Origin of the sequence: Bradyrhizobium sp. AUGA SZCCT0177, from assembly GCF_018130125.1 — a bacterium.
Taxonomy (GTDB): Bacteria; Pseudomonadota; Alphaproteobacteria; order Rhizobiales; family Xanthobacteraceae; genus Bradyrhizobium.
Genome location: NZ_JAFCMA010000010.1, coordinates 102,652 through 115,008 on the forward strand (window position 1 = coordinate 102,652; position 12,357 = coordinate 115,008).

Consider the following 12,357-nt stretch of genomic DNA (forward strand, 5'->3'; position numbering starts at 1 on the left):
TGGGTAATGGGCGTGCTGTGCTGTAACGACACGCCGCTGCTGTCGCCACCCGCCTTGTGCGCAATTGCGCACTGGGGCGGGTGCCCCAGTATTCCAGAGATGGTTATTGAATAATCGAAAGGCCGCGGCGGACTGGGTCCCCCGCTTTCGCGGAGGACGACAGGAGAACGGAGGCCAATTGCAGCCTCCCCGCGTCCCTCACGCCTTCTTCTTCACATCCTTGATGTGAGAAAACACGATGCCCTCGGCGCGTTCCTTGGTATAGCCCAAATAGAACTCGTTCTTGGCGAGGAACACCGGGTCACCGTCGACGTCATCGGCGACACCCGAACCATTGGCCGACATGAACGCGTCGAGCTTCTTGCGGTCGTCGGACGAGATCCAGCGCGCCAGCTGGAATTCCGAGACTTCGAATTCGACCGGCAACGAATATTCCGCATCGAGCCGCGCTTTGAGCACGTCGAGCTGCAGCGGACCGACCACGCCGACCAGCGCCGGCGCGCCGTCGCGCGGGCGGAACACCTGCACGACGCCCTCCTCCGACATCTGCTGCAGCGCTTCCTTCAGCTTCTTGGCCTTCATGGCGTCGGTCAGGCGCACGCGGCGGACGATTTCCGGCGCAAAGCTCGGCACGCCGACGAATGTGAGGTCTTCGCCTTCGGTGAGCGTGTCGCCGATCCGCAAAGTGCCGTGGTTGGGAATGCCGACGACATCGCCGGCAAAGGCTTCATCCGCCACCGAGCGGTCCTGGGCAAAGAAGAATTGCGGCGAGGACAGCGACATGTTCTTGCCGGTGCGCACCAGCTTGGCCTTCATGCCGCGGCTGAGCTTGCCGGAGCACAGCCGCGCGAACGCGATGCGGTCGCGGTGGTTCGGATCCATGTTGGCCTGGATCTTGAACACGAAGGCGCTCATGCGCGGCTCTGATGCCTCGACCTTGCGCAGGTTGCTCTCCTGCGCGCGCGGCGGCGGCGCAAAGCGCCCCAGACCTTCCAGCAAATCGCCGACGCCGAAATTGCGCAGCGCGCTGCCGAAATAGACCGGCGTCAGATGGCCCTCGCGGAACGCCTCGAGTTCGAACGGCTTGCAGGCTTCCGAGACCAGCGCGAGTTCGTCCTTGACCTCGGCGACGTCGAGATTGGCGCTCCGGCCGGCGAGATCGGCGATGTCGATCTGCTGCGCGGCGCCGGTCTTGGCGCCGCCGCCTTCGAGCAGGCGCACGCCGCCGGTGGCGATGTCATAGGTGCCGAGGAAGTCACGGCCCCGGCCGACCGGCCAGGTCATCGGCGTGGTGTCGAGCGCCAGCGTCTTCTCGATCTCGTCGAGCAACTCGAACGTGTCGCGGCTCTCGCGGTCCATCTTGTTGATGAAGGTGATGATCGGGATGTCGCGCAGGCGGCATACCTCGAACAGTTTTCGCGTCCGCGCCTCGATGCCCTTGGCGGCGTCGATCACCATGACCGCGGAATCGACTGCGGTCAGCGTGCGGTAGGTGTCTTCCGAAAAGTCTTCATGGCCCGGCGTATCCAGGAGGTTGAAGACCAGGCCATCGAACTCGAAGGTCATCACCGAGGTCACGACCGAAATGCCGCGCTCGCGCTCGATCTTCATCCAGTCGGATCGGGTGTTGCGGCGTTCGCCCTTGGCCTTGACCTGGCCGGCAAGGTTGATGGCGCCGCCGAACAGCAGCAGCTTTTCGGTCAGCGTGGTCTTGCCGGCGTCCGGGTGAGAAATGATGGCAAAGGTCCGCCGCCGCGCCACTTCATCTGCAAGCGGCGAGCGGGACGGCGATTCGGCTGAAACGGCAATGTCGGACATGAATCGAGCGTTTGGCAGGGAAAACGGGCGCAATCAAGGGCGATTTGGCAATTGCCGACCGTGGATACAACCCCCATATCCAGCAGGGAAGGACGACCTTCCCATCACCATCATCCGCGGGGACGACCCTGCCTTATCTGGAGGGTTTGTCATGGCCTGGGCTGTGTTGTTCACCGCGGGTCTCCTGGAAATCGGCTGGGCCATCGGTCTCAAATACACCGAAGGCTTTACGCGGCTGGTGCCGTCGGCCCTGACGCTGGCGGCCATGGCCGGAAGCATCCTCCTGCTCGGACTGGCACTGAAAACCTTACCGATCGGAACGGCCTATGCCGTCTGGACCGGAATCGGCGCCGTCGGCACGGCTATCCTTGGCATCGCCCTCTTCGGCGAACCCGCCACCGCGGCCCGCCTGGCCAGCATCGGGCTGATCGTAGCCGGCATTGTCGGGCTGAAGCTGGTCACCTGATTAGCGCAGCAGCACCACCGCCCAATATGTCGCTGCGGCCACGATTCCCGAGGCCGGGATGGTGATGACCCAAGCATAGACGATCGAACTGGCCACGTTCCAGCGCACCGCCGAGACCCGGCGCGCCGCGCCGACGCCAACGATGGCGCCGGTGATGGTATGGGTGGTGGAAACGGGAACCCCGAGCCAGGTCGCCATGAACAGGGTCGCGGCCCCGCCGGTTTCCGCGCAAAAACCCTGCATCGGCGTCAGTTTGGTGATCCGCAGGCCCATGGTACGGACGATCCGCCAGCCGCCCATCAGCGTGCCGAGCCCCATCGCCGCCTGGCACGAGATCACCACCCAGAACGGGATCGAGAATTCAGTGCCGAGATGGCCCTGCGAATAGAGCAGCACCGCGATGATGCCCATGGTCTTCTGCGCGTCGTTGCCGCCATGACCGAGCGAATACAGCGAGGCCGAGACGAACTGCAGGATGCGGAACGCGCGGTCGACCGCGAACGGGGTCGATCGCACCGACAGCCACGACACGATCGCGACCAGCACCAGTGCCAGCAGGAACCCGACCAGCGGCGACAGCACGATTGCCAGCAGCGTCTTGGAGAGTCCGCTCCAGACCGCTGCGGACAGGCCTGCCTTGGCGATCCCGCCGCCGAGCAAGCCGCCGATCAGCGCGTGCGAACTGGACGAGGGAATGCCAAGCCCCCAGGTGATCAGGTTCCAGACGATGGCGCCGACAAGCGCGGCAAAGATCACCGTCGCATCGACGATGCTGGGCTCGATGATGCCGGTGCCGATGGTGTTGGCGACGTGAAGACCGAACACCAGAAAGGCGATGAAGTTGAAGAAGGCGGCCCAAAACACCGCATATTGCGGCCGCAATACGCGGGTCGACACGATCGTGGCGATCGAATTGGCGGCGTCGTGCAATCCATTGAGGAAGTCGAACAGCAGCGCGACCGCAATCAATGCGATCAGAATTGGAAGACCAAGCGCAGCATCCACTTGTTGGCCCTGCCCTATACCTGTTCAATCACGATGCTGTTGATCTCATTGGCGACGTCGTCGAAGCGGTCTGAAACCTTTTCAAGATGCTTGTAGATCTCGGCGCCCACGATGAAATCCATGGTGTTGGCGTCGCGATGCTTGAGAAACAGTTCCTTCAGCCCGATATCGTGGAGGTCGTCGATGCGACCCTCAAGCTTGCCGATCTCCTCGGTGATCGCGGTCAGCATCGCGACGTTGTCACCGATCGCCTGCATCAACGGCAAAGCGCGCCCGACCAGATTGGCGCATTCGACGATCAGCGTTCCGATTTCGCGCATCGGCGGCTCGAAGACGCGGACCTCGAACAGAATGACGGCCTTGGCGGTCTGCTGCATCTGGTCGATGGCATCGTCCATCGAGGTGATCAGGTTTTTGATATCGCCGCGGTCGAACGGGGTGATGAAGGTGCGCCGGACCGCAGTCAGCACCTCGCGGGTGATATTGTCGGCATCGTTTTCGAACTGATTGACGCGCTGGCAGAACACCGGCGTCTCGTCGCCGCCGCGCAGCATGTCCTGCAGGGCCAGCGCCCCCTGCACGACGGTCTGGGAATGACGGGCAAAGAGGTCGAAAAACCGCTCTTCCTTGGGCAGGAAATAGCGAAACCAGCGCAACATCGGTCTTATCCATCGTTCTGGAACGGCTGCCCGAGGCAGCCTGTCACAAAACTGTCATAGACCATTCACAGGCAAAGCGCGCGACGACGGACCCCGGAATAGTGGTCATCCACCGCTTTGTAGGCCGTAAAAATGCACCCGAACGGGCAATTTACAGCGAACGGCGGAAGAAATGCGCGATCTCGCCAATCACGCCGCGGCGGAAAGTCAGCACGCAGGCGACGAAGATGACGCCCTGGATCACCGTCACCCACTGGCCGAAACCGGCCAGATATTGCTGCATGGCGATGATCACGAAGGCGCCGACCACAGGACCGAATACGGTTCCGAGACCGCCGACCAGCGTCATCAGCACGATTTCGCCCGACATCGTCCAGTGCACGTCGGTGAGCGAGGCGTTCTGCGCCACGAATACCTTTAGCGAGCCTGCGAAACCGGCGATCGTTCCGGAAAGGATGAAGGCCAGCAATTTGTAGTGATCGGTCTTGTAGCCCAGCGAGATCGCGCGCGGTTCGTTTTCGCGGATCGCCTTCAGGACCTCGCCGAACGGCGAGTTGATGGTGCGATAGATCAAGAGGAAACCGCCAAGGAACCCGACGAGGATGACGTAATAGAGCACCGTCGGCTTGGCGAGATTGAAGATGCCGAACAGATAGCCCTGCGGGATGCCCTGGATGCCGTCCTCACCATGGGTGAACGGCGTCTGCAGGTAGATGAAATACAGAAGCTGCGACAGCGCCAGCGTGATCATCGAGAAGTAGATGCCCTGACGGCGAATGGCGACGACGCCGGTAATGACGCCAAGCCCGGCGGCACCCAGGGTGCCGACCAGAATTCCGAGCTCCGGCGACAGCCCCCAGACCTTCAGCGCATGCGCGGTGAAGTAACCGGCCGTGCCCAGAAACATCGCGTGGCCGAACGACAACAGCCCGCCGTAGCCGATCAGGAGGTTGAACGCGCAGGCCAGCAGCGCAAAGCACAACGCCTGCATCACGAAGAACGGATAGATCCCGGTCAGCGGCACGATCGCCAGCAGCGCCGCCATCAGGACGAATACGATCATCTCGTCGCGCACGGCGCGCGGTGATGCCGGCAGTGTATCGTCAGTCAATGCGCTCATATCAGGCCGCCCGTCCGGTCAGACCCGTTGGCTTCACCAGCAACACCAGTACCATCAGGACGAAAACCACGGTGTTTGAAGCTTCGGGATAGAAGTATTTGGTTAGTCCTTCGATCACGCCGAGCGAAAAGCCGGTGATGATCGATCCCATGATGGAGCCCATGCCGCCGATCACCACCACCGCGAACACGACGATGATCAGGTCGGCGCCCATCAGCGGCCGGACCTGGTTGATCGGGGCGGACAAGACACCGGCCAGCGCCGCGAGGCCCACGCCGAGCCCATAGGTCAGCGTGATCATCCTGGGCACGTTGATGCCGAACGCGCGCACCAGTGTCGGGTTTTCGGTCGCGGCGCGCAGATTGGCACCAAGCCGCGTCTTTTCGATCAGGTACCAGGTGGCGAGGCAAACGATGAGCGAGAACACGACCACCCAGCCGCGGTAAATCGGCAGGAACATGAAGCCGAGGTTCATGCCGCCCCTCAGTTCATCGGGGATCGCATAGGGAAGGCCCGAGGAGCCGAAATAATTCTGGAACACGCCCTGCACGATCAGCGCGATACCGAACGTCAGGAGCAGCCCGTAGAGATGATCGAGGCCCGAAAGCCACTGCAGCATGGTCCGTTCCAGGATCATGCCGAAGATGCCGACCACGATCGGCGCAATGATCAGCGCCGGCCAGTATCCAATACCCGCCAAATTGAGCAGGAAATAGGCGCAGAACGCACCCATCATATAGAGCGCGCCATGGGCGAAATTGATGATGTTGAGCATGCCGAAGATCACGGCCAGCCCCAGACTGAGCAGCGCGTAGAACGAGCCGTTGATCAATCCCACTAAAAGCTGCGCGTAGAGAGCTTGCATCGGTTTCGCACTCGATTTCGTTGTGACGCTATTTCGCGTGGTGACGCGAAGGTATCGCGTGGTGACGCGAGGGGAAGCCCGCCGGCACGGTGCCGGCGGGCTGCCGTCGTTACTTCTTTACCAGCGGACAGAGGCTCTCCGAAAGCGGCCTGAACGCCTGGTCCGCCGGGGTCGTTCCGACCAGCTTGTAATAGTCCCACGGTCCCTTGGACTCGGCAGGCTTCTTGACCTCAAACAGGTAGGCCGGATGAAGCTTGCGGCCGTCGGGCCGGATGGTGCCCTTGCCGAACAGCGGATCGTCGGTCGGCGCCGCCTTCATTTTCTCGACGACCTTGATGCCGTCATGCGGATTGCCGCCCATCGCGTCGACCGTCTTGAAATAGTGGATCAAGCCCGAATAGACGCCGGCCTGCACCATGGACGGCATCGCCTTGTTCTTCATGCGCTCGGAAAAGCGTTTGGAAAACGCGCGGGTGTCGTCGTTGAGGTCCCAGTAGAAGGTTTCGGTGAAGTTCAGGCCCTGAGCCACTTTCAGGCCAAGCGCGTGGACGTCGTTGATGAACAGCAGCAGACCTGCGAGTTTCTGGCCACCTGCGACGATGCCGAATTCCGACGCCTGTTTGATCGTGTTGGTGGTATCGCCGCCGGCATTGGCCATGCCGACGATCTTGGCCTTGGAAGCCTGCGCCTGCAGCAGGAACGAGGAGAAGTCCGACGAGTTCAGGGGATGCCTGACGTTGCCGATAACCTTGCCGCCCGATTTAACCACGACCGCTGCGGTGTCGCGCTCCAGCGCGTGGCCGAACGCGTAGTCCGCGGTCAGGAAGTACCAGGTATCGCCGCCGGCCTTCACCAGCGCCTGCCCGGTGCTGTTCGCCAGCATGTAGGTGTCGTAGACCCAGTGAATTGTGTTCGGCGAGCACTGGGCATTTGTGAGGTCCGACGTCGCCGCGCCGGTATTGATCATGATGGCGTTCTTTTCCTTCACCAGGTTGTTGACCGCCAGCGCAACACCGGAGTTGAGGACGTCCACGAAGATGTCGACTTTCTCGACGTCCATCCATTGGCGCGCGATTGTCGTGGCGATGTCGGGCTTGTTCTGGTGGTCGGCCGAAATCAGATCGATCTTCCAGCCCTTGGCGGCAAGCCCGGAATCCTCGATCGCCATCTGGGCGGCGAGCGTGGAGCCGGCGCCGCCGAGGTCGGAATAGAGACCGGAATTGTCGGTGAGTACGCCGACCTTGACGGTTTTATCCTGCGCCAGCGCGCCGCTCGCGGCGAGGGTCAGCGCGGTGCCGAAAAGAAGTGCCGAAATTTTCTGTTTCATATTTTCTCCCTGAATTTTGCTTGCCGAACTATACCGATCAGACGCCAAGATAAGTGTGGAGCTTGTCCATATTGGCCTGCAGTTCCGAATTCGCGAACCCGTCGATGACTTTGCCGTGCTCGACGATGTAATAGCGATCCGCAACCGTCGCGGCGAAGCGGAAATTCTGCTCGACCAGCAGGATGGTGAAACCTTCCGACTTGAGCCGCGCGATGGTGTGCCCGATCTGCTGGATGATGACCGGTGCCAGACCTTCGGTCGGCTCGTCCAGCATCAGGAACCGCGCGCCGGTACGCAGGATTCGGGCGATCGCGAGCATCTGCTGCTCGCCGCCTGAAAGTTTGGTGCCCTGGCTGTTGAGGCGCTCCTTCAGGTTGGGAAACAGCTCGAAGATCTGATCGAGCGACAGGCCGCCCGGGCGCACGATCGGCGGCAGCAACAGGTTTTCCCGCACGTCGAGGCTTGCGAAAATGCCGCGCTCCTCCGGGCAGAAGGCGACGCCCATCCGCGCGATCTTGTCGGACGCGGCGCGGGTAATGTCCTGATCGTTGAAGCGGATCGAACCGGTGCGCTTGCCGATGATCCCCATCACCGATTTCAGCGTAGTGGTCTTGCCGGCACCGTTGCGGCCGAGCAGCGTTACCACCTCGCCGGCATTCACATTGAAGTTGATGCCGTGAAGAATGTGGGATTCGCCGTACCAGGCCTCCAGGTTCTGAACCGAGAGAACCGGCGTGCCGGTCGTCTTTGCAGGGGCTTCCGCCATCTTTACCTCAGCCATGACCGGCCCCCAGATAGGCTTCCTTGACGCGCTCGTCCTTGGACAGATCGGCATAGTTGCCTTCCGCCAGCACCTGACCGCGCGTCAGTACCGTGATGATATCGGAAAGGTTCGCCACCACGGAGAGATTATGCTCGACCATCAGGATCGTGTGTTTCGCCGAGATGCTCTTGATGAGCGCCGCGATCTTGTCGATGTCCTCGTGGCCCATGCCGGCCATCGGTTCGTCGAGCAGCATCATCTCCGGATCGAGCGCCAGCGTCGTTGCGATTTCGAGCGCGCGCTTGCGCCCATAGGGCATCTCGACAGCCGGCGTGTTGGCGAACTCGCTCAAGCCGACGTCGTTCAACAGCTCATGGGCACGATTGTTGAAGCGATCGAGCACGCTCTTGGAGCGCCAGAAATCGAATGAAGAGCCGTGCTGGCGCTGTAGCGCGACCCGAACATTCTCCAGCGCCGTGAGGTGCGGAAACACCGCCGAAATCTGGAACGAGCGCACCAGCCCGAGGCGGGCCACATCGGCCGGCGCCATCGCAGTGATGTCCTGCCCCTTGTACAGAATCTGGCCCGCCGAGGGCTTCAGAAACTTGGTCAGGAGATTGAAGCATGTCGTCTTGCCGGCGCCGTTCGGCCCGATCAACGCATGAATACTGCCGCGACGCACCTTGAGAGCAACGTCACGAACAGCGAAGAAACCCGCGAATTCCTTGGTCAATCCGTGGGTTTCGAGAATGATCTCATCGGCCAAACAAACTTCCCCCATCAGCCCGCTGCGAAGTCCCCTCGCGCGCGGCCAATTTTTCCCTTGTCGGGCAGGCTCTCCCGGACGCCTTGGAAACCGTCCCGGACCTGCCGCCTCCGGGCGGAATATGCCGTCAACGGCACGGATTAGGCAAGGCGGAAAGCTTGGCTAGGCCAAAGCATTAGTGCCGGTTCCAAATCCGCCCTTAGTCGAATTGCACGACCTGCGCGAATGGCAGGGGGCCGGAGCGTTTTTCCGCCGTACCCGTGCACCGGAAAGCCGCCGTTAACGGTGTTTTGCTGCAATCGGGCCGTTTCATAGAATATTACCGCCCGGGGCAGATCATCTCGCGATTTAGTCAGGCAGGGATCGCGGCCGTGGATTTTGCAAGCGCCGACCCATCAATCGTCAAATCGATCAAGCAGCGCGATTTGCTGAACACCTGGCTGCGGCTTTTTGCCCGAGATCAGGCCGTGCCGCGCATGAACGAATTTCAACCGGCGCGGATCGAGGATGAACTTCCCGACCTTGTTTTTCTGGATGTCGATACCGGCGCTCAGCCGCCGCGCCTGGTGATCCAGAGCGACGGCACGCGGATGTCGAGCGCGTATGGCAATACCGGCAAGGGCCGCTATCTGGACGAGTATCTTGGCGCAAGGCTCGCACCGATCGTGATGCCGGTCTATTACGAAAGCATCGCCCGCCGGCTCCCCGCCTACACCATCGCCAATATCGATGACATCTACGGGCGAATCGTTGCCTATGAGCGGCTGCTGCTGCCGTTCTCCGACGACGGCAACGTCACCCACATCATCGCATCGCTAAAGACCATCAGCGAGGATGGCGGTTTCGAGATCAGGAATCTGATGCGCGGAAGCGGCAAGCTGCCGGTGCCCAAGCTTCGCACCATCATCGACCGCGATCTTTTCCATCGCGCGCCCGGCCGCATTCCGTCCGGCGACGTGCTCGAATTCGGCTAGGGCAATGGAATTCGCAAGTGCCGATCCTTCGGTCGTGAGGTCGATCAAGCAGCGCGAGCTCCTGAATGCGTGGCTGCGCGCCGCAACCAGGCACCGGCCTCTTCCCCTCGTCGATGATTTCCAGCCCAACCGCGTCGGCGACGAACTGTCCGACATGATGGGATTTGACGTCGAAGGCGACGGCGACGGCGACGGCGCGCGCTTCCTGATTACCCAGGCAGGCGCAAGATTAAGCGCCACTTATGGCAGCGACCATCTCAGCCCGGCTGAGCGCATCAATCGCTATCTTGACGACGCGCTCGGGCCTGAACGGTATGCCCGCGTGATTGCCCTGTATCGCGCTTGCCTGAAGCACAGGCGGCCGGCCTATTCGATTTCAACGGTGCAGGACGCCGACAACAAGGACGTGTCCTACGAGCGGCTGCTTATGCCGTTCGGCCGGGGCGATGCGGTCGAACAGATCGTGGGCTCCTACAAGAGCATCAGCATCGAGGGCGGCTTCAAGATCAACAACCTGATGGGCCTCCGGCCCAAAGCCGTTCCTGTGATCCTGGTCCGGGCCATCATCGATCGTGATTTCGTGCCGAGCACCGCGAGCCGGCAGCTGTCCGACGACGTCATCGAACTGGGCTAGGCCTCTAACTCGACTAAGCCTTGCGCTTGCCCTTCGACGCCACTTCCTTGGCGTATATATCCGGCTTGAAGCCGACCAGCAATTTGCCGCCGAGATCGAGCACGGGCCGCTTGATCATCGACGGCTGCGCCAGCATCAGCGCCAGCGCCTTGCGCTCGTTCAGCCCTTCTTTGTCGCTATCCGGCAGTTTGCGGAAGGTCGTGCCGGCGCGGTTGAGCAGGGTTTCCCAGCCGAGTTCATCGGACCATTGCTTGAGCTTGTCCTTGGCGATTCCCGCGGTCTTGTAGTCGTGGAAGTCGTAGGCGGCGCCTTGGCTGTCGAGCCAGGCGCGGGCCTTCTTCATGGTGTCGCAGTTCTTGATGCCGTAGATGGTGATGGGCATTTCAATGCATTCCAGATTTGGCGCCATGCTGGCGGAGCGTCCGCAGGTTTTTATACAATGCAGATCAGCGAATCCATCATAGACTGACGTGTCACCCGCAGGTGAGGCCCCGCATGGAATTCACCCTTTTGTTTCTGGCAGCAAGCATGGTGATGCTGGTTGCCTGGCGCGGTTCACGCGCCCTTGCGCTCGGCCTGTACGCCGCCGTCATGGTTGTCTGCGCCGCAACCTATCTGCACCACGCGACCGATACCTTGAAACTGTCGTTCTGAGCCGCGCATGACCCAGACCCGCGCCATCACGCTGAATGCGCTCAGCCTCTACGCCGTCGCGCTGGTGCTGGCGGCGGCGTTTGCGGCGCAGCTGCTGCTGCACGAACTGCCCTGCCCGCTCTGCCTGCTGCAGCGCATCCTGTTTGCGATGCTGGCCATCGGCCCGATCCTGAACATCCGTTTCGGCCCGCGTCCCAGCCATTATGCGTTGTCGCTATTGGCAGCGGTTGCCGGCGCTGTGGCCTCGACGCGGCAGGTGCTGCTGCACATCATGCCGGGAGACGCGGGCTACGGTTCGGCCTTGCTCGGCTATCACTATTACACCTGGGCCCTGATCGGCTTCATCGCCGCCATCGTTCTTCTCGCGGCGACGCTGCTGTTCGACCGGCAGTTCGAAGATGATGGCGCTGCATTGCCGCCGACCGGCGGCCTGTTCGCGCAGGCCGCCGTCTGGCTCGTGATCGGGCTGACAGGTCTCAATGTGGTTTCGACCCTCCTTGAATGCGGTTTCGGCGCCTGCGCCGACAATCCGACCGTCTACGAACTGCTCAAGCGCTTCTCCTAAGGCCGCTTCGGAATATTCAGGCCGCGCTCCACGGCAGGCCGCGCGAGGCCGCGCTCCAGCCATGCCGGCACGTGCTTGAGAGAATCGAACGCGACGAGTTCGCGCGCGCCGTAAAAGCCGATCAGGTTGCGCACCCAGCCGAGCATGGAAATATCGGCAATGGTATATTCATCGTCCATCACCCACTGCCGGCCGTTGAGATGGATCTCAAGCACGCCGAGCAGGCGTTTGGACTCGGCGACATAACGCTCAAGCGGCCGCTTGTCGGGAAAATCCTTCCCGGCGAATTTGTGGAAGAAGCCGACCTGGCCGAACATCGGTCCGATCCCGCCCATCTGGAAGTGCACCCATTGAATGGTCTGCCAGCGGCGCGCGGCGTCCGCCGGCAGCAGCTTGCCGGTCTTCTCGGCGAGGTATTGCAGGATCGCGCCGGACTCGAACAGACCAAGCGGCTTGCCGCCGGGTCCATCGGGATCGAGAATCGCGGGTATCTTGCCGTTCGGATTCAGCGACAGGAATTCCGGCGTCTTCTGGTCGTCCTTGTTGAAGTCGACCAGATGCACTTCGTAAGGCAGCCCGATCTCTTCCAGCATGATCGAGATCTTGACGCCATTCGGCGTCGGGAGCGAATAAAGCTGAAGTTTTTCGGGATGTTTGGCGGGCCAGCGCTTTGTGATGGGAAAGCCGGAAAGGTCGGACATTGACACTCGTTCTTTGCTTGGTTGTTGTCAGGCGGGTAAT

15 protein-coding genes are annotated in these 12,357 nt (G+C 61.6%); 5 read left to right on the forward strand and 10 right to left on the reverse strand.

Going from position 1 to position 12,357, the window contains the following annotated elements; translation table 11 throughout:
* Positions 1–198: 198 nt before the first annotated feature.
* Positions 199–1,818 (reverse strand): peptide chain release factor 3, encoded by a 1,620-nt coding sequence (locus JQ597_RS13935; RefSeq protein ID WP_212264836.1) that lies wholly within the window; start codon positions 1,816–1,818, stop codon positions 199–201.
* Between the two features lie 151 nt (positions 1,819–1,969).
* Between JQ597_RS13935 and sugE the strand changes: the two genes are divergently transcribed.
* Positions 1,970–2,284 carry a quaternary ammonium compound efflux SMR transporter SugE gene (sugE, locus tag JQ597_RS13940; RefSeq protein ID WP_212034055.1) on the forward strand — a complete coding sequence of 105 codons (315 nt, stop codon included), beginning with the start codon at positions 1,970–1,972 and terminating at the stop codon, positions 2,282–2,284.
* Here the strand turns inward: sugE and JQ597_RS13945 are convergent, their stop codons facing one another.
* The 7 genes from JQ597_RS13945 to JQ597_RS13975 form a co-directional block, all read right to left on the reverse strand.
* Entirely contained in the window at positions 2,285–3,289 is a 1,005-nt protein-coding gene (locus tag JQ597_RS13945) for an inorganic phosphate transporter (protein ID WP_212264837.1), read from the reverse strand. It lies immediately after the preceding gene.
* A 14-nt stretch (positions 3,290–3,303) separates the two neighbouring features.
* Positions 3,304–3,948, reverse strand: coding sequence for a DUF47 domain-containing protein (locus JQ597_RS13950; RefSeq protein WP_212264838.1), 645 nt, complete (start codon positions 3,946–3,948; stop codon positions 3,304–3,306).
* A 151-nt stretch (positions 3,949–4,099) separates the two neighbouring features.
* Complete coding sequence (locus tag JQ597_RS13955) at positions 4,100–5,068, reverse strand: branched-chain amino acid ABC transporter permease (protein WP_212264839.1); 969 nt, start codon at positions 5,066–5,068, stop codon at positions 4,100–4,102.
* A 1-nt stretch (position 5,069) separates the two neighbouring features.
* Positions 5,070–5,933, reverse strand: a complete 864-nt coding sequence (locus JQ597_RS13960; RefSeq protein WP_212264840.1) for a branched-chain amino acid ABC transporter permease — start codon at positions 5,931–5,933, stop codon at positions 5,070–5,072.
* 109 nt (positions 5,934–6,042) lie between these two features.
* On the reverse strand, positions 6,043–7,260 hold the full coding sequence (locus JQ597_RS13965) for an ABC transporter substrate-binding protein (protein ID WP_212264841.1): 1,218 nt from the start codon (positions 7,258–7,260) through the stop codon (positions 6,043–6,045).
* A 37-nt stretch (positions 7,261–7,297) separates the two neighbouring features.
* Complete coding sequence (locus tag JQ597_RS13970; protein WP_212264842.1) at positions 7,298–8,041, reverse strand: ABC transporter ATP-binding protein; 744 nt, start codon at positions 8,039–8,041, stop codon at positions 7,298–7,300.
* Positions 8,034–8,789, reverse strand: a complete 756-nt coding sequence (locus tag JQ597_RS13975; protein WP_212264843.1) for an ABC transporter ATP-binding protein — start codon at positions 8,787–8,789, stop codon at positions 8,034–8,036. Before JQ597_RS13975 ends, JQ597_RS13970 begins: the two co-directional genes overlap by 8 nt.
* A 371-nt stretch (positions 8,790–9,160) precedes the next feature.
* Between JQ597_RS13975 and JQ597_RS13980 the strand changes: the two genes are divergently transcribed.
* Together JQ597_RS13980 and JQ597_RS13985 are read left to right on the forward strand one after the other, a co-directional pair.
* The gene (locus tag JQ597_RS13980) at positions 9,161–9,763 is read left to right on the forward strand and encodes a PAS domain-containing protein (protein WP_212264844.1); all 603 of its coding nucleotides are present in this window, start codon (positions 9,161–9,163) and stop codon (positions 9,761–9,763) included.
* Positions 9,764–9,767: 4 nt separating this feature from the next.
* Positions 9,768–10,397 carry a hypothetical protein gene (locus JQ597_RS13985; protein ID WP_212264845.1) on the forward strand — a complete coding sequence of 210 codons (630 nt, stop codon included), beginning with the start codon at positions 9,768–9,770 and terminating at the stop codon, positions 10,395–10,397.
* Positions 10,398–10,410: 13 nt separating this feature from the next.
* Here JQ597_RS13985 and JQ597_RS13990 read toward each other — a convergent pair whose 3' ends face one another.
* Complete coding sequence (locus JQ597_RS13990) at positions 10,411–10,779, reverse strand: ArsC family reductase (protein ID WP_212264846.1); 369 nt, start codon at positions 10,777–10,779, stop codon at positions 10,411–10,413.
* A 113-nt stretch (positions 10,780–10,892) separates the two neighbouring features.
* On the opposite strand from JQ597_RS13990, the gene JQ597_RS13995 reads away from it, so the two are divergent.
* Both JQ597_RS13995 and JQ597_RS14000 read left to right on the forward strand, forming a co-directional pair.
* Positions 10,893–11,051 (forward strand): DUF5993 family protein, encoded by a 159-nt coding sequence (locus tag JQ597_RS13995; protein WP_212264847.1) that lies wholly within the window; start codon positions 10,893–10,895, stop codon positions 11,049–11,051.
* 7 nt (positions 11,052–11,058) lie between these two features.
* Positions 11,059–11,616, forward strand: a complete 558-nt coding sequence (locus tag JQ597_RS14000) for a disulfide bond formation protein B (RefSeq protein WP_212264848.1) — start codon at positions 11,059–11,061, stop codon at positions 11,614–11,616.
* Here JQ597_RS14000 and JQ597_RS14005 read toward each other — a convergent pair.
* Positions 11,613–12,317: a glutathione S-transferase family protein gene (locus JQ597_RS14005; RefSeq protein ID WP_212264849.1), complete on the reverse strand. Its 705-nt coding sequence runs from the start codon at positions 12,315–12,317 to the stop codon at positions 11,613–11,615. The two genes, JQ597_RS14000 and JQ597_RS14005, sit on opposite strands and share 4 nt — an antisense overlap.
* Between the last annotated feature and the right edge of the window lie 40 nt (positions 12,318–12,357).

Coding starts and splice junctions, on each gene's coding strand:
- JQ597_RS13985 (WP_212264845.1), top strand. CDS start 9,768: ATGGAATTCGCAAGTGCCGATCCTTCGGTCGTGAGGTCGATCAAGCAG.
- JQ597_RS13960 (WP_212264840.1), bottom strand. CDS start 5,933: ATGCAAGCTCTCTACGCGCAGCTTTTAGTGGGATTGATCAACGGCTCG.
- JQ597_RS13970 (WP_212264842.1), bottom strand. CDS start 8,041: ATGGCTGAGGTAAAGATGGCGGAAGCCCCTGCAAAGACGACCGGCACG.
- JQ597_RS14005 (WP_212264849.1), bottom strand. CDS start 12,317: ATGTCCGACCTTTCCGGCTTTCCCATCACAAAGCGCTGGCCCGCCAAA.
- JQ597_RS14000 (WP_212264848.1), top strand. CDS start 11,059: ATGACCCAGACCCGCGCCATCACGCTGAATGCGCTCAGCCTCTACGCC.
- JQ597_RS13950 (WP_212264838.1), bottom strand. CDS start 3,948: ATGTTGCGCTGGTTTCGCTATTTCCTGCCCAAGGAAGAGCGGTTTTTC.
- JQ597_RS13990 (WP_212264846.1), bottom strand. CDS start 10,779: ATGCCCATCACCATCTACGGCATCAAGAACTGCGACACCATGAAGAAG.
- sugE (WP_212034055.1), top strand. CDS start 1,970: ATGGCCTGGGCTGTGTTGTTCACCGCGGGTCTCCTGGAAATCGGCTGG.
- JQ597_RS13965 (WP_212264841.1), bottom strand. CDS start 7,260: ATGAAACAGAAAATTTCGGCACTTCTTTTCGGCACCGCGCTGACCCTC.
- JQ597_RS13955 (WP_212264839.1), bottom strand. CDS start 5,068: ATGAGCGCATTGACTGACGATACACTGCCGGCATCACCGCGCGCCGTG.
- JQ597_RS13935 (WP_212264836.1), bottom strand. CDS start 1,818: ATGTCCGACATTGCCGTTTCAGCCGAATCGCCGTCCCGCTCGCCGCTT.
- JQ597_RS13995 (WP_212264847.1), top strand. CDS start 10,893: ATGGAATTCACCCTTTTGTTTCTGGCAGCAAGCATGGTGATGCTGGTT.